This is a genomic window from Methylobacterium sp. Leaf361, assembly GCF_001424445.1.
In the GTDB taxonomy this organism is placed as follows: Bacteria; Pseudomonadota; Alphaproteobacteria; order Rhizobiales; family Beijerinckiaceae; genus Methylobacterium.
Genome location: NZ_LMPY01000041.1, coordinates 1 through 22,608, shown reverse-complemented (window position 1 = coordinate 22,608; position 22,608 = coordinate 1). Strand labels below are relative to the sequence as shown.

The 22,608-nt window shown below is 72.9% G+C and carries 18 protein-coding genes and 2 pseudogenes; 12 read left to right on the top strand and 8 right to left on the bottom strand.

Annotated elements, in window-relative coordinates; all coding sequences use genetic code 11:
* Nucleotides 1-254: 254 nt before the first annotated feature.
* The gene (locus ASG32_RS23470) at nt 255-629 is read left to right on the top strand and encodes a hypothetical protein (protein WP_056531307.1); all 375 of its coding nucleotides are present in this window, start codon (nt 255-257) and stop codon (nt 627-629) included.
* A 41-nt stretch (nt 630-670) separates the two neighbouring features.
* Here the strand turns inward: ASG32_RS23470 and ASG32_RS23465 are convergent, their stop codons facing one another.
* The 3 genes from ASG32_RS23465 to ASG32_RS23455 form a co-directional block, all read right to left on the bottom strand.
* Nucleotides 671-886, bottom strand: coding sequence for a hypothetical protein (locus ASG32_RS23465; protein WP_056531304.1), 216 nt, complete (start codon nt 884-886; stop codon nt 671-673).
* Between the two features lie 165 nt (nt 887-1,051).
* Complete coding sequence (locus tag ASG32_RS23460; protein ID WP_020095510.1) at nt 1,052-1,711, bottom strand: hypothetical protein; 660 nt, start codon at nt 1,709-1,711, stop codon at nt 1,052-1,054.
* Nucleotides 1,712-1,833: 122 nt separating this feature from the next.
* Nucleotides 1,834-2,928: a replication protein RepA gene (locus tag ASG32_RS23455; protein ID WP_056531302.1), complete on the bottom strand. Its 1,095-nt coding sequence runs from the start codon at nt 2,926-2,928 to the stop codon at nt 1,834-1,836.
* 890 nt (nt 2,929-3,818) lie between these two features.
* On the opposite strand from ASG32_RS23455, the gene ASG32_RS23450 reads away from it, so the two are divergent.
* Nucleotides 3,819-4,664: an RNA methyltransferase gene (locus ASG32_RS23450; RefSeq protein ID WP_082558017.1), complete on the top strand. Its 846-nt coding sequence runs from the start codon at nt 3,819-3,821 to the stop codon at nt 4,662-4,664.
* 198 nt (nt 4,665-4,862) lie between these two features.
* Nucleotides 4,863-5,117: a hypothetical protein gene (locus ASG32_RS23445; protein WP_056531298.1), complete on the top strand. Its 255-nt coding sequence runs from the start codon at nt 4,863-4,865 to the stop codon at nt 5,115-5,117.
* Between the two features lie 277 nt (nt 5,118-5,394).
* On the opposite strand, the gene ASG32_RS23440 is transcribed toward ASG32_RS23445, so the two are convergent.
* Nucleotides 5,395-7,443 carry a nitrate- and nitrite sensing domain-containing protein gene (locus ASG32_RS23440; RefSeq protein WP_056531296.1) on the bottom strand — a complete coding sequence of 683 codons (2,049 nt, stop codon included), beginning with the start codon at nt 7,441-7,443 and terminating at the stop codon, nt 5,395-5,397.
* Nucleotides 7,444-7,545: 102 nt separating this feature from the next.
* A pseudogene (locus ASG32_RS23435) lies at nt 7,546-7,904 on the bottom strand (helix-turn-helix domain-containing protein).
* Between the two features lie 109 nt (nt 7,905-8,013).
* On the opposite strand from ASG32_RS23435, the gene ASG32_RS23430 reads away from it, so the two are divergent.
* Nucleotides 8,014-9,033 (top strand): zinc-binding alcohol dehydrogenase family protein, encoded by a 1,020-nt coding sequence (locus ASG32_RS23430; protein ID WP_056531294.1) that lies wholly within the window; start codon nt 8,014-8,016, stop codon nt 9,031-9,033.
* Between the two features lie 10 nt (nt 9,034-9,043).
* A complete protein-coding gene (locus ASG32_RS23425; protein WP_020095503.1) occupies nt 9,044-9,469 on the top strand; it encodes a cupin domain-containing protein in 426 nt (141 codons plus the stop codon).
* Between the two features lie 4 nt (nt 9,470-9,473).
* Here ASG32_RS23425 and ASG32_RS23420 read toward each other — a convergent pair whose 3' ends face one another.
* Nucleotides 9,474-10,652: an MFS transporter gene (locus ASG32_RS23420; RefSeq protein ID WP_056531292.1), complete on the bottom strand. Its 1,179-nt coding sequence runs from the start codon at nt 10,650-10,652 to the stop codon at nt 9,474-9,476.
* A gap of 383 nt (nt 10,653-11,035) precedes the next feature.
* Between ASG32_RS23420 and uvrA the strand changes: the two genes are divergently transcribed.
* The 7 genes from uvrA (at nt 11,036) to ASG32_RS23390 (ending at nt 20,734) form a co-directional block, all read left to right on the top strand.
* The gene (uvrA, locus tag ASG32_RS23415) at nt 11,036-14,179 is read left to right on the top strand and encodes an excinuclease ABC subunit UvrA (RefSeq protein WP_056531290.1); all 3,144 of its coding nucleotides are present in this window, start codon (nt 11,036-11,038) and stop codon (nt 14,177-14,179) included.
* Nucleotides 14,180-14,791: 612 nt separating this feature from the next.
* Nucleotides 14,792-15,772 carry a transporter gene (locus tag ASG32_RS23410; RefSeq protein ID WP_056531288.1) on the top strand — a complete coding sequence of 327 codons (981 nt, stop codon included), beginning with the start codon at nt 14,792-14,794 and terminating at the stop codon, nt 15,770-15,772.
* Between the two features lie 275 nt (nt 15,773-16,047).
* Nucleotides 16,048-17,022 carry a S1C family serine protease gene (locus ASG32_RS23405; RefSeq protein WP_020095499.1) on the top strand — a complete coding sequence of 325 codons (975 nt, stop codon included), beginning with the start codon at nt 16,048-16,050 and terminating at the stop codon, nt 17,020-17,022.
* A gap of 166 nt (nt 17,023-17,188) precedes the next feature.
* Nucleotides 17,189-17,458 carry a hypothetical protein gene (locus tag ASG32_RS23400; protein ID WP_020095498.1) on the top strand — a complete coding sequence of 90 codons (270 nt, stop codon included), beginning with the start codon at nt 17,189-17,191 and terminating at the stop codon, nt 17,456-17,458.
* A gap of 283 nt (nt 17,459-17,741) precedes the next feature.
* Nucleotides 17,742-17,888 (top strand): DUF1127 domain-containing protein, encoded by a 147-nt coding sequence (locus ASG32_RS32850; RefSeq protein WP_020095497.1) that lies wholly within the window; start codon nt 17,742-17,744, stop codon nt 17,886-17,888.
* A gap of 90 nt (nt 17,889-17,978) precedes the next feature.
* A complete protein-coding gene (gene trmFO / locus ASG32_RS23395; RefSeq protein ID WP_042671323.1) occupies nt 17,979-19,418 on the top strand; it encodes a methylenetetrahydrofolate--tRNA-(uracil(54)-C(5))-methyltransferase (FADH(2)-oxidizing) TrmFO in 1,440 nt (479 codons plus the stop codon).
* 113 nt (nt 19,419-19,531) lie between these two features.
* On the top strand, nt 19,532-20,734 hold the full coding sequence (locus ASG32_RS23390; RefSeq protein ID WP_056531286.1) for a Zn-dependent hydrolase: 1,203 nt from the start codon (nt 19,532-19,534) through the stop codon (nt 20,732-20,734).
* A 123-nt stretch (nt 20,735-20,857) separates the two neighbouring features.
* Here the strand turns inward: ASG32_RS23390 and ASG32_RS35690 are convergent, their stop codons facing one another.
* Together ASG32_RS35690 and ASG32_RS23380 are read right to left on the bottom strand one after the other, a co-directional pair.
* Nucleotides 20,858-21,577 carry a CatB-related O-acetyltransferase gene (locus ASG32_RS35690; protein WP_042671319.1) on the bottom strand — a complete coding sequence of 240 codons (720 nt, stop codon included), beginning with the start codon at nt 21,575-21,577 and terminating at the stop codon, nt 20,858-20,860.
* Nucleotides 21,574-22,608 (bottom strand): annotated as a pseudogene (locus ASG32_RS23380) (glycosyl transferase); the annotation flags it as partial. The gene ASG32_RS35690 and the pseudogene ASG32_RS23380, both read right to left, overlap by 4 nt.

Genomic DNA, 22,608 nt, shown 5'->3' with positions numbered 1-22,608 from the left:
GGTGATCTCCATGGGGATGGCTCCTGCATGAGCGTGGCTGCTGCTTCGACAGCGACCACATCTTGGCACCGAGATGCCGTCAGTCGGAGCGGGAGCCATCCACCCCATCTGCCTCCGGGGAGACGGCGATCTTCAAAACCGGTTAATCCTGAATCTTCGCGCCCCTTTAACGAGCGGGAGGCCAGACTCAGCCTCACGGCAGGTCCGGCCCGCGGGACCGGCCGGCGGAATGGTTCTCGTCAGGAGCTTCGTCGATGATCAGGTTCCTCGCGGCCTCGGCCGCCTGCCTGGTCCTGTGCGGCGCCGCGGCGGCGCAGGACATGCCCGGCCTCGCGACCCTGAGCCCGCCCGACCCGGTGCAGCCGGTGGCGGCGAGCCCCGCGCTCCCGGCACCGGACGGCGCGGTCGCGCCGGGATCGCGAGCGGAGGCCGGCCCCGATCCGGTCGCGCTCCGGCCCACGCCCGGCCGGGTGCCCGTCGGCAGCCTCACCCTCCGCGGCACCGCCGCCGACCCCGCGCAGACGACCGCCAGCCTGAAGGTTCCGGCGACCGGCCCCGGCGCGTCCAAGCCCTGGTGCGCGCAGGAGCGCCGGATCGGCACCGGTCAGGGCTTCTGCCTGGTCAACTGAGCGGCCCCTGATGGGCCAAGCGGCCGGATCGGGCGGCCGGATCAGGAGGCCGCGTAGACGGTGACCTCGTCGAAGGTTCCGCCTTCCGGCGCGTAGTCGAGGGAAGCGACGAGAAGCACCAGCACGGCCGCGCCGACCGCCGTGACGGCGAGGAGCCGCGTGATCAGATCGGCGTGGGCGCGGGCGACGTGGATCAGCGCGCAGCCGAGCATGAAGGCGCAGACCTGCGTGGCCGGCGCGGCGAGCGCCGCGGTCATCGCGCCCGCCCGATCATCCGATCACGGCCGATCCTGTCCATGCACGTCCTCCCCGGCCGGGACGCCGTCTGCCGGCGCGCAGCCAAGCAGATCGCCCGTCGCGGCGCCCCCCCAATATGGGGGAGCCGGCGGGGTCCGGCCTCACGTCTTCGTGACCGGCGCCCCTCAGGCGGGCTCCGGCCCCGGCCATGCCGGGGCGGATCCCGGGATGGATGCCAGGGCGTAGGTGGCCTCGGCGACCCGGTTCAGGGGGCCGCCCGGCCCGGACCGCTTCCACAGGCGCGTGTTCAGGGCCGCCACCGGATCCCGGCCGGGAAGGGTGAAGCCCTGCCCGGCGAGCACCTCCAGGATCTCGGCCGCGTGCAGCGGCCGGCCCGCCCGCGCGATCGCCGCGCAGGCCGCCTGCACCACGGCCCGGCCGTAGCGGCGGGCGCCGGCTGCGTCCTCCGTGAAGGCGATCGCCGGCGGGATCGGTCCGGCGGCGCCGACGGGACCGGGCGCCCCCGCGGACCGCGCCGCCGGACCGGCCCGCGCGCCCCAGTGCCCGGGGGCCGCGCCCGCCGCGTCGGCAAGCGATCCGGACCGGGCCTCTAGGACGTCCCGTACGTCCCGCCCCCGCGGCGGCTCGTCGGCCGGGTCTCGGCGTGGCCCTGCCGGCGGTTCGGGCTTCGGGGCCGGGTCCGGCCGCGCGTCCGCTCCACCGGCCGCCAACCGGCGACCGAGCTCCTGGTAGAGGACGAGATCGGCGATCTCCCGGTCGAGCGCCTCGCGCTGGCGTCGCAGCGCGGCGAGCCGCGCCGCGATCTCGGAATCCGACAGGGCCACGTGATGTTCCTTCCAGGCGGACGGAACACATATCTCATTCCGCGCCATTCAGGGAATAGCCACCGTCACATATTCCGTCAGGCAGCCATTCCCTGAGGGAATGAGAGGCAGCGATCCCTGTTCTATTCCTTGAGGCGTTTCCGTATTCCCTTAGCCGCAGGGCGAGGCGGCACGAGCAGCGTGCTGGGATCGGCCGGGTGCAGGGTCAGCCCGCCGTCGTCGAGCACCAGCGGCAGCCGCGGAAACACCTCGCGCAGATGCGCGAGATCGGCCTTGAACGCCTGGCGGAAGCTGCGGATCGAGGCGTTCTCGGCCCCGAACTGCGCGTGGAGGTTGGCCCAGGTCAGGCGGAGCGGCCGCTGCAGGGACCGCAGGCGGTAGCCGGTCCAGAACAGCAGGTCGAGCTTGCGCGCCGAGCCCGAGAAGGCCCGGGCCGCCCGCAGGTCCACCGGCAGGGCGTGCCGGATCAGGGTTTCGTAGAATTCGGGATCGAAGCGCACCGTGCGGCCGGCCTCGTCGTCCCCCTCCCCGGCGCGGGGGCGCCACAGTTCCAGGCTGCGGAACGGCGGCACGTTGAGGGTGGTCGCGCTGTCGCGCCCGTTCCAGAGGCCGATCTGCATGGAGCAGGCGGCCAGCCGGTTCAGCTGCTCCTTGAACTGGCGGATGGTGCCCCGCTCGCCCCCCGTGACCGCGAAGCCCATCTCCCTCATGAAGCCCGACAGGGTCTCGGCCACCTTCACGGTGGGGCTGCGCTGGCGCACGGCCTCGGTGCAGAGGTGCAGCAGCACCAGCCGGGCCTTCGGGCCGTAGGGCAGCCCCTGGGGCTCGAAGGCGCCGGTCTCCGGGTCCTTGATCCGGCCGGCGATCAGGTTGAGCGAGTTGCGGCCGTAGCTGCGGGAGAATTCCCGCACCGGCCCGGGGTCCCGGTAGGGCAGGCCGCACAGCGCCAGGACCGAGTGGATGTGCTGGAGGCTCGACGGGACGGCCGGCTCGTTCTCGATCACGAGGCGCACCGCGTCGCGGCGGCGCTGGTCGCGGGACAGCCCGGCCCGGCGGCTCTCCTCCTCCCCCAGGAGGGCGGCCTGTGCGTCGCGCTCGCGCTGACGGTGCAGCACGTGCTCGACGATCTGCGCGAACAGGAAGCCGCCGCGCGCCGCCTCGATCTCGGCCCGCAGGTCCGGGTCGTGGATCCCGGCGATCTTCTCCTCGATGCTCATCGCCCCTCGGCCCGCGGTACACGGGCCGTCGATCCGCCAGGCGGACGGACGGCCCGATCCTGCCATGCCACGATTCGCCCGCCGCGGCCCCCGTCCGATCGGCCTTGTCCCGGCTATCCACGCTTCCCCGGTCGCGGGGATACGCCCGAAAGCGGGCCGACACTGCTCCCTTCACGGCCGGCTCCCGGGCCGGCACGCGCAGAGTTCGATACGGGCCCCGCTCCCCCGGCGATCCCACGCAGAGTCCGATACGCGGGACCGCTCGGTGTCCGTCCCCGTTATTCACCGCTCCGGGCCCGGATTCGCGCCGAATCGGATACGCCGCCGCGCAGATTCCGATACGCCGACCGGCCGTCCGGGCGCAGAATCGGATACGCCGCGACGCAGAGTCCGATGCGGGCCGGCGCAGAGTCGAATGCGCGAACGCAGGCCAAGCCCCTGGCACAGATGCGGAATTCGCCACTCCATATAACTTGCTGAACTGACTCTCTGAGAGATTCGTCCAGATAATATTCCTACTGCGGACCAGCCCGTTCGTTCTGACGAACGACCGTGTCGCGCCCGCACATGCACAGGTCACAAAGGGAATATGAGTTCGTTTTCCACATTCCTACGCGGGAGGACCGTCCCGACTTGACGGGTCGGCGACGGAATCCGGTGCCGTGCCGGCGCGCTCCGTCGATCGTCCTGGCCCTGGATCCCCGAGGGCTGCCGGCAGTTCCCGGTGTGATGCCGGCTTGACGCGCGCGATGCCGCCCGGTTTCTCGGCTCCTTCCGACAGGGCCCTCAGAGAAGAGCGCGCCGATGCCCCCCTTGCCCGAATTCGTCTGGCCCAGTCTCGCCCGACCCAGCCTCGCCCGACCCAGGGCCCCTTCGCCGATCGCGGCCCGATGACGGATCGCCGCGACGACGCCCGGCCGCCCGGCGGACGCCCCGCCCGGCCCCGCCCGCACGGGCCCCGGCGCCCCGCCCCCCGGTCCGGAGGTCGCCCGGGCGGGGCGTCCCGCCCGTGGGAGGAGGGCGGCGACGGGCCGACCGTGCTCTACGGCTGGCATCCCGTGGTGCAGGCCCTGGGCAACGCCCAGCGCGGCCTGCACCGGCTGCTCGCCACCGAGAACGCGGCCGCGCGGCTGGAGGCCGAGTTCGGGGGCGCCGTGCGGATCACCCCGGAGCTGGTGCGGCCGAGCGACATCGGCCGCCTGCTCGGGCCGGACGCCGTCCACCAGGGCCTGTACCTGGAGGCCGAGCCCCTGCCCGCGCCCGGCCTCGACGACCTGCCCGCCGACGCGCTGCTGCTGGCGCTCGACCAGATCACGGACCCGCACAATGTCGGGGCGATCGTGCGCACCGCCGCGGCCTTCGGGGTCGCCGGGATCGTCACCACGGCGCGCCACGCGCCGGGCGCCACCGGAGTCCTGGCGAAATCCGCCTCCGGCGGCCTGGAGCACGTGCCCTTCGTGACCGTCCGGAACCTCGCCGAGGCCCTGATCGCCCTGGGCGAGCGCGGCTTCACCCGGGTCGGCCTCGATTCGGACGCGCCCGAGAGCCTCGACGCGCTGACGATCGCGCGGCCGCTGGTGATCGTGCTGGGTGCCGAGGGCAAGGGCCTGCGCGAGCGGACCCGGGGCTGCTGCGACGTCCTGGCCCGGATCCCCTTCTCGGGCGCGATCCGCAGCCTCAACGTCTCGAACGCCGCCGCCATCACCCTCTACGCCCTCGGCCGCGAGAGAGACTGACAGGGGAGCGACAGGAACCCGACGGGGCCGTGACGGACGCGCGACGGGGACGCGGCCGGACCGGCACCCGATCGGTCCCGGCGAGACACGTTCGGAAACACGGAACCGCCACCGGAAGCCCTTCTTCCGCCTAGGCAATCTTCGCAACTTCCCGTAGAATAAGTCGCGAGGGGGGCGTCGTCTCGAGGGCTGCGCCGGATGTTGGACGATGCGTTTACCTACGGCGGTTGGGTCCTCGGCCTGATCGCCGTCGGCGTGTGGATCTGGCTCGCGCGGCGCGCCTTCCCGAGTTTCGAATCCTTCGTGAAGGGCTTCGACGACGAGCTCCAGCTCGGCGCCAGCCCGGAGGAGCGCGCGCGCAGCGCGCGCTGGCGTCAGGTCCGTCAGGCCGCCATGGCCCTGACGGCCGTCGCGGCCCTGTGTCTGTCGATCGGTTTCGCGATTCCCGACTGATTCCCGACCGAGCCGGAAACCCGGAGGCGATCGGGCCCGGATCCCGCGCTGAAGCCCCGGGGTTCCGGGCGTGCACCGTCCCCGTGCCCTCTCGCGCGGCCGGCGCGGAGCCTTCGTGGCGGTGGGCTCGTTCGGCCTCGAAGCCCTGGATCGCCGTGCCGCCCAGGGAGCGCGGCGTGTCGTGGCGGCCGCAAGCCCGTCATCGGTTCCCCGGGCCGCCTGGCACCGAGACGGTTCCCGACGCCGCCAGGGGGCTCGACCCGCCGGAAGCCTCTCCTCAGGCCGCGCGGACCCGGGCCAGGAAGCCTTCGACGGCGCCGCGCAGGTCGCCCGCCTGCCGGGACAGGTCGGCCGCCGCCCGCAGCACCTGGGCGGAGCCCTGGCTCGCCGTGCCGGCCGCCGCGCCGACACCCGCCATGTGGCCCGAGAGGCCGCGTGTGTCCTGCGAGGTCTGCGCGGTGGTCCGGGCGATCTCCGCGGTGGCCGCGCCCTGCTGCTCGACCATGGCGGCGATCTCGGCGCCGATCCGCGCGAGGTTGCGGATCACCGCCGTGATGCCGCCGATCGACCGGACCGAGGCCTCGGTCGATCCGGTGATCTCCGCGACCTTGCCGGCGATCTCCTCGGTGGCCCTGGCGGTCTGCTCCGCGAGCGTCTTGACCTCGGCGGCCACCACCGCGAAGCCGCGGCCGGCCTCCCCGGCGCGGGCCGCCTCGATGGTGGCGTTGAGCGCCAGCAGGTTGGTCTGGCCGGCGATCTGCGAGATGATCGCGACGATCTCCCCGATGCTGCCGGCCGCCTGGGCGAGGCGGTGGACTTCCCCGGCCATGCCGTCGGCGCTCCGCGTGGCGTTCGCCGCGAGGTCCGCCGAGGACCCGACCTGCACGCCGATCTCCCGGACCGAGGCGGTGAGCTCCTCGGTGGCCGCCGCCACCGTGTCGGCCGAGCGGGCGGCCGAATCGGCCGACACCGCCACCGCCCGACTCAGATCGGTCGTGTCCTGGGCGGCCCGCGCCATCCCGTGCGCGGAGGCCTCCAGCTGGGCCGCCGCCGCCGAGACGGCCTCGACGATCCCGCCGACCTGGCGCTCGAAGCTGTCGGCGAGGCCGAGGGCGGCCGCGCGCTGGGCCGCCGCGGTCTCGGCGGCGAGCCGCTCCTGCGCGGCCCGGGCCGCCCGGCGCTCGGCGACGCTGTCGCGGAACGCCAGGGCGGCCGCGGCGATCGCCCGGACCTCGCGCGGCCCGCCGGTCGGGATGGTCAGGTCGGCCGTGCCCGCGTCCCGGCCGATCGCGGTCAGCACCCCGGCCATCCGAGAGAGCGGCCGGGCGATGGCCGTGCCGAGCCAGACCGCGAGGCCGGCCGAGAGGGCGAACAGGGCGAGCCCGCCGGCGGCCCAGAGGGCCAGCATCCGCTCGGCGCGGGCGTGCGCCGCCCCCGCGGCCGCCACCAGGTCGGCGGTGAGCCGATCCTCCACGCCCTTGAGGGCGTCGATCCGCTGCGTGGCGAGGCGGAACCACCCCGGCGCGTCGCGGAAGGCCGGGGGCGTCCCCGGCATCGTCTCCTGCACGCCCGCGCGCAGGCGGGCGACCGCGCGGGACGGCTCGGTCGCCTCCGCGGCGTCGAGCAGGCTCGCCTGCCCCGCTTCGGCGCCGGCCCGGAACAGGCCGGCATAGGTCGCCTGGTCGGCCGCGAGGGTCGCGAGGCGGCGGGCGGCCGCGAGGTCGAGGGTGCCGGAGGCGAAGACCGCCGAGGCGGCGGCCCGCTCCTGGCCGGCGGCCTCCTTCAGCGCCAGGAAGGCCGCGTAGGCGTTCGCCCGGGCGGCGAGGCCGGCCTCGTCGATCGCGCCGCCCATGGCCCGCACCAGGCCGAGCCCCTCCCCGATCAGGCCCGTGTAGTAGGCCACGGCCTGCGGCGGGGCCGCCGTCAGGGCGTCGACCGCCCGGCGCTGCGCGGCCAGCCCGGTGAGCGCCCGCGCGAAGCCCTCACCGCGCGCCTGGAAGACCGGCCCGAAGCCCGTCGCGGCCTTCATGGCCTCGGGAAGCCCGGCGAGGGCCGCGTCGGTGCGTTCGCGCTGGGCCGCCAGTTCCGGGCCGAACTGCGCGCCCTTCGCGCCCAGGAACAGGCTCGAGGCGCCGCGCTCCCGCTGGGCCTCGTGCACGAAGGCGCTGATCCGGGAGGCGAGGCCGACCAGGCCCTCCACCCGGCCCATCTCGGCGCGGCGCGCCCACTGGTCCGACACGGCGAGGCCCGCCGCCCCCGCGAAGGCGAGGCACGGGGCGAGCGCCACCGCCAGGATGCGGGCGCGGAGCGAGGCGAGGATCGGCATCGGAAGTTCTGGAACCGTCCGGCGGGAGATGCGCCACCTTCCGGCCAAGTCATAAAGATCCGGTTATGTGGTCGCGCCCATATTCGGCACCGGTTTGCCCAATCAGGCGGCGTTTTGAGTCGTATCTGCCAATTCCGCGTGCAGATCACCCCAGGTCTTCAGCGCGCGGATGACCGGGTCGAGGGACCGCCCCCGCTCGGTAGGCTGTATTCCACCTTCGGAGGAACCTCGGCGTAGACCGTCCGGGTGATCAGGCCGTCGGCTTCCATTTCGCGCAGCTGGTTGGTGAGCATGCGCTGGGTCACGCTGGCGAGGCGCCGCCGGATCTCGTTGAAGCGCAGGGTCCCCTCCAGCAGATGGTAGAGGATCACGCCCTTCCACTTGCCGTCGATGAGCCGGAGCGTCGCCTCGACGGCGCAGCCGGGGCTGCAGGCGCCCGTGTGGCGGCGGGTGCGGGGCATGGGCTGTCTCCGACGGTATCATTTCCGGCACTAGTGGCGTTTTATGTGCGTACTTGCGGCCCGTGAAGGCGGGCGGCATCTCCTGCGGCGACACTCCGAGGAGATCACCATGCGCGCCGTCGGCTACCGCAAGTCCCTGCCGATCACCGATCCCGAGGCCCTGGTCGATCTCGACCTGCCCCAGCCCGAGCCCGGCCCGCGCGACCTGCTGGTGAAGGTCGAGGCGGTCTCGGTGAACCCGGTCGACACCAAGGTCCGGCGGCGGGCCGAGCCGGAGGAAGGCGGCACCAAGGTGCTCGGCTGGGACGCGGCCGGCACCGTCGTCGCCGCCGGCGCGGAGGTCCAGGGTTTCGCCGCGGGCGACGCGGTGTTCTACGCGGGCGACCTCACCCGGCCGGGGACGAACGCCGAATACCATTGCGTCGATGCCCGCATCGTCGGGCACAAGCCGAAGAGCCTCGACTGGGCGCAGGCCGCCGCCCTGCCGCTCACCGCGATCACCGCCTGGGAGACCCTGTTCGACCGGCTCGACGGGGACAAGCCGGTACCGGGCGCGGCCCCGGCGATCCTGATCGTCGGCGGCGCGGGGGGCGTCGGCTCGGTGGCGATCCAGCTCGCCCGGGAGCTCACCGACCTCACCGTGATCGCCACCGCGTCGCGGCCTGAGACGGCGGCCTGGTGCCGGGACCTCGGCGCCCACCACGTGGTCGACCATTCCAGATCCCTGGCGGCGGAGGTGGCGGCCCTGGGGATCGGCGCGCCGGGCCTCGTCTTCTCCACGACCAACACCGACGCCCACCTCGCCGCGATCGTGGAACTGATCGCCCCGCAGGGCCGCCTCGCCCTGATCGACGATCCGGAGCGCCTCGACGTCGGGCTCCTCAAGCGCAAGAGCCTGTCGCTGCACTGGGAGTTCATGTTCACCCGCTCGATGTTCGCCACCGCCGACATCGCCGCCCAGGGGGCGCTCCTCGACGAGATGTCCCGCCTCGTTGATTCCGGGCGCCTGCGCACCACCCTGGGGGAGCATTACGGGCGGATCGACGCCGCGAACCTGCGGCGCGCCCACGCACTGGTCGAGAGCGGGCGCGCCAGGGGGAAGATCGTGCTCGAAGGGTTTTCCGATTGAGGAGGACGTGATGGCGGACGCGGCGGGGACCGGCCTCTTCGACGTGACGGCGCTGGCGGCGGGTCTGCCCGACAGCGCCGAGACCCTCCTGGTCGACACCTACCTGACCGACCGGGAGGCGGCGAGCGCCCGGGTGTTCCGGATCTACCGGCCGACCCCGCCGCACTATCACGCCACCTGCGACGAGTACCTCTACTGCCTCTCGGGCCGGGGCCGGGTCTGGCTGGGCGATCCGGCCGCCGAGACGGCGTTCGGCCCGGGCCAGCTCCTGTTCTTCGAGAAGGGCACGGTCCACGCGATGCCGGTGCTCGAGCCCGGGGACCCGGTGGTGTTCCTGTCGATCGACACGCCCCGGCGGGCGCCGACCGACATCGTCTTCGTGAACCCGGAGGACGGGACGCCCGCCACCTTCATGGCGCGCAACGCCGAGGCGTGAGGGGTCACACCCGCAGGGACCGGCCGGCCGCCGCCACGCCGAGGAGCAGCGCCGCCACGATCAGCAGGGACGCGGGCAGGCCGAGCGCCTGCGCGGCGAAGCCGATCAGCGCGGGCCCCGCCAGCACCCCGGCATAGCCCAGCGTCGTCACCGCCGGCACCGCCACGCGCGCGGGCATCGCGGTCTGGCGCCCCGCCGCCGTGAACAGGACCGGGACGATGTTGGCGCAGCCCGCCCCGACCAGGGCGTAGCCGGCGAGCGCCGCCTCCCAGGCCGGGATGACGACCGAGAGCGCGAGGCCGGCCGCCGCCAGCAGGCCGCCGAGGATCACCACGGGCCGCCGGCCGAGGCGGGCCACGATCGCATCCCCGCCGAGCCGGCCGGCCGTCATGGTGACCGAGAAGGAAGCGTAGCCGAGCGCCGCCCAGGCCGGATCGAGCCCGCGCTGCTGGATCAGGAACACCGCGCTCCAGTCGAGGGCCGAGCCCTCGGTCAGGAACACCACGAAGCAGAGCAGGCCCAGCACCAGCACCGGGTCGCGGGGCAGCGCGAAGGCGGGCCCGCCGCTTCCCCCTGCCCCGCCGGCCGGAAGGATGCCCGGCCAGGCGGCCGCGAACAGGGCCACGATGCCGGCGACCAGGATCAGCACGCTCCAGCCGGCGCCCAGGCCGGTGCCCATCAGGACGCTGGCCAGCAGCGCCCCCAGGATGCAGCCGAGGCTGTAGAGGCCGTGGAAGCCCGACATCATCGGGCGCCCGGCGGCGCGCTCCACCGCGACGGCCTGCAGGTTCATGACGCAGTCCACCGCCCCCATCCCGGCCCCGAACAGCAGCAGCGCCCCGGTGAGCGGCACGAGCCCGGAGCCCACGGCCAGCACCGGCAGGGCGAGGCCGATCGCGAGCGTGCCGGCGAGCAGGACCGGCCGGAAGCCGAGCCGCGCGGCCGCGGCCCCGGCGCTCGGCATTGCCAGGATCGAGCCGACGCCGAAGGTGAGGAGCAGCAGGCCGAGCCCGGCCGCGTCGAGGCCGGCGCGGTCCTTCACCAGCGGCACCAGGGGCGCCCAGGTGGCGTTGGCGATGCCCACGATCAGGAACAGCAGCCGCGTGGACAGGCGCTGCTGGGTGGCCGTGCGGTCGTCGGAACCGCGGAGGGCGGCCGGATCGGTCGCGTCGCATGCTGGCATCGATACCTGTCGGGATGTGGATCTGAGGGCGGGATACGGCGACGTGGATCTCGGCGCCCGCGGTGCAACACCGAAGGTGGGCCAAGGTTTGGCGAATCGAGCTACGGCGAAGCTGGGGCCACCGGACTCCGATCGCGGCCGCTGGCTCCACCGCGTCATCGCTTCGCTGCGCTCGCGAAGACGGTCGCGCGTTCACCGAGCGGTTGCCGACGTACGCGTTTCGTTCTAGCAAGGGCGGCGCATGACGGGCCTGCGTCCCGCCGGCCGCATCTTGCCGCGGGCCCCCTCGGGCTCGACATGAGCCGGAGCGGCGGCTGGCCCGCGCGCGAATCCGTCCGACTTCGTCGATGCCTCGGTCGACGCCTCGAAAGACCGCCGCCCTCATGGCCAAAGCCCAAGCTGGAAGTCGTGCCGCAAGCCGCGTCGGTGCTGCCCAAGCCGCACCGAAAGCTGCCGCCAAAGCGCCTTCCAAGACGGCTCCGAAAGCCCCGGCGACGGCCAAGGCGCCCCAGTCGAAGGCGCCCCAGTCCAAGGTGCCCGAGTCCAAGCCGGTTCGCGCGAAATCCAGCTCCCCCGGCGCGCGGAACGAAGCCGCCATCGACGCCAAGCTGGAGGCCCTGTTCGACGCCGCGCCGGCCCCCGTCGAGGACCGGCGGGTCATCGCGATCCGCGGCGCCCGGGAGCACAATCTCAAGAACGTCGACCTGACCATCCCGCGGGACAAGCTCGTGGTCTTCACCGGGCTCTCGGGCTCGGGCAAGTCGTCGCTCGCCTTCGACACGATCTACGCGGAGGGGCAGCGCCGCTACGTCGAGTCGCTCTCGGCCTACGCCCGCCAGTTCCTGGAGATGATGTCCAAGCCCGACGTCGACCAGATCGACGGGCTGTCGCCGGCGATCTCGATCGAGCAGAAGACCACCTCGAAGAACCCCCGCTCGACCGTGGGGACGGTGACCGAGATCTACGACTACATGCGCCTGCTCTGGGCGCGGGTCGGCATCCCCTACTCGCCGGCCACCGGCCTGCCGATCGAGAGCCAGACCGTCCAGCAGATGGTCGACCGGGTGCTGGAACTGCCGGAGAAGACCCGGCTCTACCTGCTGGCGCCCGTGGTCCGCGGGCGGAAAGGCGAGTACCGCAAGGAGATCGCCGAATATCAGAAGAAAGGCTTCCAGCGGCTGCGCGTGAACGGCGAATACTACGCCATCGACGATGTGCCCAAGCTCGACAAGAAGTTCAAGCACGACATCGACGTGGTGGTGGACCGGATCGTGGTCCGGGCCGATATCGGCTCGCGGCTCGCCGAGTCCTTCGAGACGGCGCTGGAACTCGCCGACGGCGTCGCCGAGATCGTGTTCGCCGACGCCCCCGAGGGCGAGGCGCCGCGGACCGTCACCTTCTCGTCGCGCTTCGCCTGCCCGGTCTCGGGCTTCACCATCGCGGAGATCGAGCCGCGGCTGTTCTCGTTCAACAACCCGTTCGGCGCCTGCCCGACCTGCAGCGGCATCGGCCACGAGATGCGGATCGATCCCGAGCTGGTGATCTCCGACCCTGGCTTGAGCCTGAAGCGCGGCGCGGTCGGCCCCTGGGCGAAGTCGACCTCGCCCTATTACGGCCAGACGCTCGAGGCGCTCGCCGAGCATTTCGGCTTCAAGACGGGCGTCCCCTGGCAGAGCCTGTCGGAGACGGCCCGCGCCATCGTGCTCTACGGCTCGGGCAAGCAGGCGGTGCGCTTCGCCTACGACGACGGCCTGCGCAAGTACACGGTCAACAAGCCCTTCGAGGGCGTGATCCCGAACCTGGAGCGCCGCTACAAGGAGAGCGACTCGGACGCCGTGCGCGAGGAGATCGGGCGCTTCATGAGCGAGACGCCCTGCGCCGCCTGCGGCGGCAAGCGGCTGAAGCCCGAGGCTCTGGCCGTGAAGGTCGCCATGGCGGACATCGCCGACGTGACCGCCCTCTCGGTCTCCGAGGCGCACCGGTGGTTCTCGGACCTGCCCGGGAAGCTGACCGCGAAGCAGAACGAGATCGCGGTCCGGATCCTGAAAGAGATCCGCGACCGGCTGAGCTTCCTGGTGGATGTCGGCCTGGAATACCTGACGCTCGCCCGCGGCTCCGGCTCGCTCTCGGGCGGCGAGAGCCAGCGCATCCGCCTCGCCTCGCAGATCGGCTCCGGCCTGACCGGCGTGCTCTACGTGCTGGACGAGCCCTCGATCGGCCTGCACCAGCGCGACAACGAGCGGCTGCTCGGCACGCTCAAGCGCCTGCGCGACCTCGGCAACTCGGTGATCGTGGTCGAGCACGACGAGGACGCGATCCTGCAGGCCGATTACGTGGTCGATGTCGGCCCGGGCGCCGGCATCCACGGCGGCGAGATCATCGCGCAGGGCACCCCCGCGGAGGTGCTGGCGAACCCCGCCTCGCTCACCGCCAAGTATCTCACGGGCGCGATGGCGGTGCGCACCCCGACCGCCCGCCGCAAGGGCCGGAAGGGCAAGCTCGGCCTGTTCGGCGCGCGGGGCAACAATCTCAAGGACGTGGACGTCGAGATCCCGCTCGGCACCTTCACGTGCATCACCGGCGTCTCGGGGGGCGGCAAGTCCACCCTGGTGATCGACACCCTCTACAAGGCCGTCGCCAAGAAGCTGAACGGCGCCCTGGAGCACCCGGCCCCCTACGGGCGGCTGGAGGGGCTGGAGCACCTCGACAAGGTCATCGACATCGACCAGTCGCCGATCGGGCGCACGCCGCGCTCGAACCCCGCCACCTATATCGGCGCCTTCACGCCGATCCGCGACTGGTTCGCGGGCCTGCCGGAGGCCAAGGCGCGGGGCTACCAGCCCGGGCGCTTCTCGTTCAACGTCAAGGGCGGGCGCTGCGAGGCCTGCTCGGGCGACGGCGTCATCAAGATCGAGATGCACTTCCTGCCGGACGTCTACGTCACCTGCGACGTCTGCAAGGGCAAGCGCTACGACCGCGAGACCCTGGAGGTGAAGTACCGGGGCAAGTCCATCGCCGACGTGCTCGACTCCACCGTCGAGGAGGCGGCCGAGCTGTTCAAGGCGGTGCCGGCGATCCGCGACAAGCTCGAGACCCTGAAGCGGGTCGGCCTGCACTACGTCCATGTCGGCCAGCAGGCCACCACCCTGTCGGGGGGCGAGGCGCAGCGCGTGAAGCTCTCCAAGGAGCTGTCGAAGCGCGCCACCGGCCGCACCCTCTACATCCTCGACGAGCCGACCACCGGCCTGCACTTCCACGACGTCGCCAAGCTCATGGAGGTGCTCCACGAGTTGGTCGACCAGGGCAACACCGTGGTGGTGATCGAGCACAACCTCGAAGTGATCAAGACCGCCGACTGGGTGATCGACATGGGTCCCGAGGGCGGCGACGGCGGCGGCCGGGTGGTGGCGCAGGGCACGCCGGAAGAGATCGCCCGCGCCAAGGCCAGCCATACCGGCCGGTTCCTGCGCGAGGTGCTGGAGCGGCGGCCCGCCTCACCCGCGAGCCGCGGCCGCGCCGCGGAGTAGCGCGGCGGCGGAGGGGGCGGACCTTCCGGGGGCGGGCATCGCACGCACCGGCGACCGTGCCGGACGCGCCCCCGCCCCTGCAGTGCGGGCGCGGGTCCGACGCGACGGATCACCCGCTCCCGGGCCGGCGCGGCAGTTTCTGCCGGGTCTCGGCCGGACCCCGCGCCCGCGGACGGTGATTCGAGCGGCCGGATCCGGCTCCGGCCCCGCCGCCGACCGGCTCGGAGCCGGATCCTGGCCCGCGCGCCCGGACCGGCGGCCTGCCCGATCACCTTCCCGCCTTTGCCGGATTCTCCCGCGGCCCGGGCCGGCAACAGCTTGACCGTTCAACGATATTTTGCCGAAACCGCGATCCGAGCAGGGTCTGTGGACAGTGTTGCATCGCCGCAAAAATGCGGCTTTTGCGCAACGGTTCGGCCGGTTGTGGCGTTTCGGCGAGCATTCCACTGTCTTTCCGCAGGTCTCTGTAGAATAGTCGCAGACGTTGAGACGGGCAGGCTCCGTGGGGGCGCTCGGCAGGTCCGAAGCCGGCAGCCGCGATAGGCGAGCAGACCGGCAGGGAAGTGCCGAATGCGGGACGGACGCCGTATGACCTTGGGAAGGAATGAGAAAATGATGAAGAACTGGCTCGCGGCCGGCACGGTCGCGCTCACGGTCGGCATGACCTCGACGATCGCGCAGGCGCAGACCACGACGATTCCGGGCGAGCAGGTCGGCCTCGCGGTCGGCGCGCCGCTGCCGGAAGGCCTCTACGCGATCAACACGTTCACCTATCGCCGCACCGACGCGCCGAACTCGCCCGACACGGCCGTCAACATCCCGGTCCTGGTCTGGTCGACCCCGTTCGTGCCGTTCGGCGGCCGCGTCGAGCTGCTCGTGGCGCCCCCGACCGTGTTCGCCTTCACCCGCAACCCGGCGGGCGTGCGCAACAAGGACATCTCGATCAACGTCGGCACCTTCGTCGGCGGCATCTGGGCCTTCGACCTCGGCAACAACTTCGGCGTCAGCTTGCTCGGCGGCGCCTACCTGAACGACCTGAACGGCGATCGCGGCTCGATCATCACCGCGAACGGCACGACGGCCACCCCGGTCCTGCCGCAGCTCTCCTCCAACACCTACCGCTTCGGCGTCGCCGGCAGCTACACGGGTGACGGCTGGAACATCACCGCCAACCTGACCGCCAACATCTACGACTCGCCCGGCCGCTTCCCCGGCCAGGTCGGCGCCGCCATCGGCCCGATCCGCCTGTCGGACGCCCTGAACTTCGACCTCACGGCGACCAAGAAGTTCGGCAACTTCGAGATCGGCCCGATCGCCTACGGCACCTACAACTTCGACATCAGCCAGGCCAGCGCCGCGGCCGGGAACCGTGGCCGGTTCGCCCTGGGCGGTCTCATCGGCTACGACTTCAAGATCTTCACCGTCCAGGCCTACGTCGCCCGCGACGTCGTGACCGGCGCGCAGTACACCAACGCGTTCGGCCGCACCCGCGACAACTACTCCACCGACGGCTGGATCCGGTTCATCGTGCCGCTGTACTCGCCGGCCCCGGCCGCCTCGCCGGTCCCGGCGGCCCTGGTCCGCAAGTACTGAGATCCTCCCGAGACACCGGGCTCCCCGCCGCCGCGCGGCGGGGGCTCCCGGATCTCCGATAGGCCGTCCTCCGGGACGGCGCGCCGCCCGGCTCCGCCGGGCGGTTTTTCTTTGTGCCGGTGCCGCCGCGGGCCGCAGCCGGCCGCCCCGGGCGGGCCCGTGCCACGGGTCGCAGCCGGCCGCGGGTGACGCGGGCGGCGCGGACATCCTATGGTGTGCCGATGGCGCGGCTCCGGGGCCGACCGGAGCGCAGGCGGACGAGCCGAAGGATTGTCATGGCGACGCAGGGCGAGTGGAAGATCCCCGCGCAGGCCCAGCCCAGGCCCGCGGATTACGGCTACGACCTCGACCGGGCGCTCTCCGCGGTCCTGGCCCTGTCGGCGCGGATCCCGGACAGCGCGTTCACGGCCGAGACGCTCGGCACCGAGCGCGCCGGCAACGGCGTGGTGATCCGCGAGGACGGGCTGGTGCTCACCATCGGCTACCTCGTCACCGAGGCCGAGAGCGTCTGGCTCACCACCCGGGACGGCCGCTCGGTGCCCGGCCACGTCCTCGGCTTCGACGCCGCCACGGGCTTCGGCCTGGTCCAGGCGCTCGGCGATCTCGGCGTGCCGGCCCTCCCGCTCGGCCACTCGGCCGGGCTGAAGACCGGCGACCGGGCCGTGCTGGCCGGGGCGGGCGGGCGCCAGCGCTGCGTCGCCGTCGAGGTCGTGGCCCGGCAGGAATTCGCCGGCTACTGGGAGTACGTCCTCGACGAGGCCCTGTTCACCGCCCCCGCGCACCCGCACTGGGGCGGGACCGCGCTGATCGGCCCCCAGGGCGACCTGCTCGGAATCGGCTCGCTGCAGCTGCAGCAGGGCGGCGGCGGCGCGGCGCGGCCGATCAACATGGTCGTGCCCATCGATCTGCTGACGCCGATCCTCGAGGACCTCGCCACGCGCGGGCGGGCCGACCGGCCGCCCCGCCCCTGGCTCGGCCTCTACGCCACCGAGAGCGAGGAGGGCATCGTCGTGATGGGCCTCGCCGATAACGGCCCGGCCGAGACCGGCGGCCTCCAGGCCGGCGACGTGATCGAGGCGGTAGCCGGCGAGCCGGTGGCCGACCTCGCCGCCCTGTTCCGGAGCGTCTGGGCCCTGGGCGAGGCCGGGGTGCGGGTCCCCCTCACGATCCGCCGGGAGGGGCGCGGCGTGAAGCTCGCCCTCGTCTCCGGGGATCGGGAGCGGTTCCTGCGCACGCCCTCGCTGCACTGAGCCCGCGACCCGGAGCGTGCAACCTTCGCGCTCCGAGCGGCGTTGCCGCGGCGCCGTCGCGGGCCTGTACCGGACACAACCTACGGCTCAGCGACGGTTCAGGCGGCGGGACCGAATCTCGAACGACCGGCTCCCGATCCGCCGGAAACGTTGAGGAGATCCAGTCATGACGATTCTGAGCGCACCGCGCGCGAAGGCACTCGTGATGGCCGCCGCGATCGCCGGCGGCCTCGGGCTCGCGGGGTCTGCCGAGGCGGCCGGGGGCTGCGGCCCCGGCTTCCATCCCAATCCGTGGGGCATCTGCCGGCCGAACTGGGGCCCCCGGCCCTACGGCTACTGGCGGCGCCCGGTCTATTACGGCGGGTACGGCGGTTACTACCGGCCGCGGCCCTTCTACCGGCCCTACGGCTTCTACGGGCCGCGCCCGTTCTACTGAGCTCCCGTCCGAGCCCGTCAGACGGCATGCAGGGCGTCCCGCCGACCGGCGGGGCGCCCTTCGCGCGTGCGGAAGGCCCCTCGGCGCCCTGCATGCGCACAAAGAATGACCATCCGGAAACCTTGCCGGTTTCTTAAGCCGGTTATGCGATTTTCGCAGGTCTGGTGCTTGACCTTGCGACTCCTGCTGCGCTGCGGCGCGATTATATGTGCGTTGCACCAACAAGAGGCAGCGATGCGCAATGGGGCGCCATCGTCTGCCCGAGCAGAGGTCACAGCACACCATGTCCGCCGCCCGTAGCGTCCTGAGCCGCGTCCGCGCCTATCTCCGGTACCGCGACACCGTCACCCAGCTGTCCCGCCTGTCGGACCGCGATCTTGCCGATCTCGGCATCAACCGCAGCGAGATCCGCGGCGTCGCCCGCGTCTGATCCCCGCGTCCGCGTCACAGCACCCGAGACGAATGCCTCGAAGGACCGCCGCCCGTTGATCCGGACGGCGGTCCTTCGCTATTCTCGGACATGACACAGACCATCCACATCGTCGGCGGCGGCCTCGCCGGATCCGAGGCCGCCTGGCAGGTGGCCGAAGCCGGGCACCGCGCCGTGATCCACGAGATGCGCCCGGTGCGCGGCACCGAGGCGCACCGCACCGACGGACTGGCCGAGCTCGTCTGCTCCAACTCGTTCCGGTCGGACGACCCCGAGGGCAACGCCGTCGGGCTGCTGCACCAGGAGATGCGCTCCTTGAGCTCGCTGATCATGCGGGCGGCCGACGCCAACCAGGTGCCGGCGGGCGGGGCGCTGGCGGTCGACCGCGAGGGCTTCTCCGCCGCGGTGACCCGGGCCCTGGAGCAGCACCCCAACGTCACCCTCGTCCGCGGGGAGGTCGAGGGCCTGCCGCCGGAGGAATGGGGGCCCTGCATCGTCGCCACCGGCCCGCTCACCGCGCCGGCGCTGGCCGAGGGCATCCGCGGGCTCACCGGCGCCGAGTCGCTGGCCTTCTTCGACGCGATCGCGCCGATCGTCCACCGCGACTCGATCGACATGGACGTGGCGTGGTTCCAGTCCCGCTACGACAAGCCGGGACCCGGCGGCACGGGCGCGGACTACCTCAACTGCCCGATGACCCGGGAGCAGTACGACGCCTTCGTGGCCGCCCTCGTGGCGGGCGAGAAGATCGGGTTCAAGCAGTGGGAGGGCACGCCCTATTTCGACGGCTGCCTGCCCGTCGAGGTCATGGCCGAGCGCGGCCCCGAGACGCTGCGCCACGGGCCGATGAAGCCCGTGGGGCTCACCAATCCCCGCGACCCGCTGGTCAAGCCTTGCGCGATCGTGCAGCTGCGCCAGGACAACGCGCTGGGCACCCTGTACAACATGGTCGGCTTCCAGACGAAGCTGACCTACGCCGAGCAGGTGCGGGTCTTCCGCATGATCCCCGGCCTGGAGCGGGCCGAGTTCGCCCGCCTCGGCGGCCTGCACCGCAACACCTACCTCGACAGCCCGCGCCTCCTCGACGCCACCCTCCGGCTGCGGGCCCGTCCGACCTTGCGCTTCGCCGGGCAGATCACCGGCTGCGAGGGCTACGTCGAGAGCGCCGCGGTCGGGCTGATGGCCGGCCGCTTCGCCGTCGCGGAGGCGGCCGGCGCCCCCCTCGCCCCCCTGCCCCAGAGCACGGCCCTCGGCGCGCTCATCGCCCACATCACCGGCGGCCACCTGATGGCGGACGGGGAGGCCAACGCCCCGCGCTCGTTCCAGCCGATGAACGTGAATTTCGGCCTGTTCCCGCCGCTCGAGCGGGCCCCCCGCAACGAGACCGGCCGGCGCCTGCGCGGACCCGAGAAGGCGGCGCTGAAGAAGCGCGCGCTCACCGACCGGGCCCGGGCCGATCTCGCCGCCTGGCTGGAGGGCGCGGGGGGTGGCGCGCAGGGCGCGGCCTCGAGACCTGCGGCGGCGGAATAGCGGGCCGCACGGGGCTTGCACCGCCGGAGGCCTCCTCACGTGGCCGCCTCACTCGGCCACAACACTTGGCCTCAAACTTGGCCTCAAACTTGGCCTCATCGCCTGGGCTCACCATGACCGCGATCGACACCCGGGCCTTCCTGGCCGACCTGTACGAACTGCGCGAGATCGGCCGGTTCCGCACCGGCGTCCACCGGCCGACCTTCTCGGCCGATGACATGGAATCCCGGCGCTGGCTGATGGCCCGGCTCGAGGCCTGCGGCCTGGAGGCCTCCATCGACGGGATCGGCAACGTGCTCGGGCGCCACCGCGGGCCGGGCCCGCACCTGCTGGTCGGCAGCCACATCGAGACGCAGAACGAGGCCGGCTGGCTCGACGGGGCGCTGGGCGTCGTGGCCGGGGTCGCGCTGGCCCGCGCCGGGCTGCCCGTCGACGTCGTCGCCTTCGCCGACGAGGAGGGGCATTTCTCGGGGGGCTTCCTGGGCAGCCGCTCGGCGATCGGCGACCTGACCGAGGCCGAGATCGACGAGGCCCGCAACCGCACCGACGGCACGCCGCTCCGCGCGGCGCTCGCGAGCGCCGGCCTCGCCGGCCTGCCCCGGACGCGGCTCGACCCGGACCGCTACCGCGGCTTCCTGGAGATGCACATCGAGCAGGGCACGCAGCTCGAATCCGCCGGCCTGCATCTCGGCGTGGTGAGCGGCATCGTGGCGATCTGGCAGTTCCGGATCGACTTCGCCGGCAACCAGGACCACGCGGGCGGCACCACCATGGCGGAGCGCCGGGACGCGGGTCTCTCGGCGGTGCGGCTGCTCGCGGCGATCGACCGGGAATTCCCGAAGGTCTGCGGGCCGCGCAGCACCTGGACCACGGGACGGATCACCCTGGATCCCGGCGGCTTCAGCATCATCCCGGGGCGGGCCGAGGTGTATTTCCAGTTCCGCGACGTGGCGATACCCGTGCTGGAGCGGATGGAGGCCTGCCTGGAGGCGCTGGTGCGGGACTCGAACCGGCGCGAGCGCTGCCCGGCCACGCTGACGGCCCTGGCCAAGGCGATCCCCGCCCCCTGCGACCCGGCCCTGATGCGCGCCCTCTCGGAGGCGGCCGAGAGCGTCTGCCCCGGCGGGTGGCAGGTGATGCCGTCGGGGGCCGGGCACGACGCCCAGAACGTCGCCCGGATCCTGCCGGTCGCGATGCTGTTCGTGCCCTCGATCGGCGGCATCAGCCACCACTGGGCGGAGGATACCAGCGACGCCGACCTCGCCCTCGGCGTGCGGGCGCTGGGCGACGCGGCGGCGCGGGTGCTGGCGGGCTGAGCGCGCCGCCCCGGACGCCCCGGCGCGGGGCGCGTCCCGGCGGGCGCCCGGCCTCAGGTGCCCGGCCTCAGGTGCCCGGCCTCAGGTGCCTGGGCTCAGGTGCCTGGGCTCAGGCGCCTGGGCTCAGGCGCCCGGCACCAGCGACCGGATCGGGATCAGCTCCGGCCGGTATTCCTGCATGCCCCCGGCGATCCGCTCCTCGACGGCGTCGATGAACGTCTCCGGGTCGGTGATCGAGCACTGGCGCAGGTCCCAGAAGGCGTAGCGCCACCATTGCACCTTCAGGTAGCGCTCGATCAGCGCGTCCGGGAAGCGCATCTTCACGATCCGGGCGGGGCTGCCGGCCACGATCGCGTAGGGCGGCACGTCCTTGGTCACCACCGCCATGGCGCCGATCACCGCCCCGTCGCCGATCGTGATGTCGGGCATCAGGAAGGCGCCGTGGCCGATATAGACGTCGTTGCCGATACGCACGCGCTTGGGCCAGAGATACGGGCCGGAGATCTCGTAATCCTCCGCCCGCGGGTCGATGCGGTCGAACACGGCCGAGTGGTGCGTGTAGAACAGCGGCGAGGTCGAGCCGCACTGGACCGGGTGGCTGCCGCGCCCGACCTGGACGCTCTCGCCGATCGAGCAGTAGCGGGCGATGTCGGCCCCGAAATAGTAGCCGCTGACCGCGTACGAGAACGCCCCCATGGTGAGGCAGTAATCGACGCCCATCCACTTGATGCTGCACGGCGGCTCGAAGACGCAATCCTCCGGCAGGCCGAACGGGGCCGGGTGCAGCACCGAGATGCCGCGGCGCAGCATCTCCTGCTTCATGTCCTCGTTGACGGAGATCATGCGGCGTCCTCGTCGCTGGGGTGCCCGGTCCCGGCCGGCGCCGGGTCCAGGCCGTAATAGTCGCCCATCAGGTCGCCGTAGGTGGCGGCCCGGATCGGCACGGTGAGCCGGCCCGCGGCCGAGACGTCGATGGCGAGCAGGCGGTCGTTGAAGGCGGCCGGATCGGTGGCCAGCGCGCCGGGGAGCAGGTGCCCGTTCGGGTAGGCGCGCAGCCGCTCGGCCGGCGCGCCGAGGTCGAAGGCCGCCACCGGCAGGCCGGTGCGCAGCGCCAGGGTCAGCGCGTACGAGTAGGTCTCGGGCCAGATCGCCGGCAGCAGCACGAGGTCGGCCGAGAGCCGCCAGACCAGGTCCAGGGCCTCGTGGTCCCCGGAATAGCGCCCGGTCTGGGCGACCCCGACGCGCTCCAGGCCGATCGCCAGGGCCGGGTCCGAGTAGCCCACGATCGCGAAGTGCAGCGGCAGGTCGCGGTCCTGCGCGTCGGTGGCGAGCGCCTGCAGGAACAGGCCGCCCTTCGTGGCGCTGATCGCGCCGAGCACGGCGACGCGGCGGATTCGGCCGGGCCGCTGGAGGGCGGTCGAGCGCACCGACCGCTCCGGCTCGACGTGCGGCCGCACCGTGACCGACAGATCCGGGTACACCGTCCGGATCCGGGCCGCCGTGTCGGAGGACGGCGCGAACACCCGCGCGGCGCCCGCCAGGAACGCCCCGAACGCCGCCCGCCGCTCGCCCGGGTCCGGCTCCTCGAACCCGTCCGCGTCCACCGCCAGGCACGACCGGCACTCGCTGACCGGCGCCAGGCCGCAGTAGCGCCCGTCCGGCTGCACCAGGTGGTTGCGGTGGCACACCGGCGAGTAGTCGTGCAGCGTCCACGCGTAGGGACGCCCCGACCCCGCCACCACCGCCATCAGCGCCCGCGCCGCGCCCCAGCGCAAGCCCGCCAGCGAGTGCACGTGGATCAGGACCGGCGCCAGCTGCCCGACGAACTCCGCGAGCTCGGCCGCGTCGCGCGGCAGGTACAGGCTGTCGAGGTT

Coding starts and splice junctions, on each gene's coding strand:
- ASG32_RS23465 (WP_056531304.1), bottom strand. CDS start 886: ATGACCGCGGCGCTCGCCGCGCCGGCCACGCAGGTCTGCGCCTTCATG.
- ASG32_RS23420 (WP_056531292.1), bottom strand. CDS start 10,652: ATGCCAGCATGCGACGCGACCGATCCGGCCGCCCTCCGCGGTTCCGAC.
- ASG32_RS23390 (WP_056531286.1), top strand. CDS start 19,532: ATGACCGCGATCGACACCCGGGCCTTCCTGGCCGACCTGTACGAACTG.
- trmFO (WP_042671323.1), top strand. CDS start 17,979: ATGACACAGACCATCCACATCGTCGGCGGCGGCCTCGCCGGATCCGAG.
- ASG32_RS23445 (WP_056531298.1), top strand. CDS start 4,863: ATGTTGGACGATGCGTTTACCTACGGCGGTTGGGTCCTCGGCCTGATC.
- ASG32_RS23450 (WP_082558017.1), top strand. CDS start 3,819: ATGACGGATCGCCGCGACGACGCCCGGCCGCCCGGCGGACGCCCCGCC.
- ASG32_RS35690 (WP_042671319.1), bottom strand. CDS start 21,577: ATGATCTCCGTCAACGAGGACATGAAGCAGGAGATGCTGCGCCGCGGC.
- ASG32_RS32850 (WP_020095497.1), top strand. CDS start 17,742: ATGTCCGCCGCCCGTAGCGTCCTGAGCCGCGTCCGCGCCTATCTCCGG.
- ASG32_RS23425 (WP_020095503.1), top strand. CDS start 9,044: ATGGCGGACGCGGCGGGGACCGGCCTCTTCGACGTGACGGCGCTGGCG.
- ASG32_RS23405 (WP_020095499.1), top strand. CDS start 16,048: ATGGCGACGCAGGGCGAGTGGAAGATCCCCGCGCAGGCCCAGCCCAGG.
- ASG32_RS23430 (WP_056531294.1), top strand. CDS start 8,014: ATGCGCGCCGTCGGCTACCGCAAGTCCCTGCCGATCACCGATCCCGAG.
- ASG32_RS23455 (WP_056531302.1), bottom strand. CDS start 2,928: ATGAGCATCGAGGAGAAGATCGCCGGGATCCACGACCCGGACCTGCGG.
- uvrA (WP_056531290.1), top strand. CDS start 11,036: ATGGCCAAAGCCCAAGCTGGAAGTCGTGCCGCAAGCCGCGTCGGTGCT.
- ASG32_RS23440 (WP_056531296.1), bottom strand. CDS start 7,443: ATGCCGATCCTCGCCTCGCTCCGCGCCCGCATCCTGGCGGTGGCGCTC.
- ASG32_RS23410 (WP_056531288.1), top strand. CDS start 14,792: ATGATGAAGAACTGGCTCGCGGCCGGCACGGTCGCGCTCACGGTCGGC.
- ASG32_RS23470 (WP_056531307.1), top strand. CDS start 255: ATGATCAGGTTCCTCGCGGCCTCGGCCGCCTGCCTGGTCCTGTGCGGC.
- ASG32_RS23400 (WP_020095498.1), top strand. CDS start 17,189: ATGACGATTCTGAGCGCACCGCGCGCGAAGGCACTCGTGATGGCCGCC.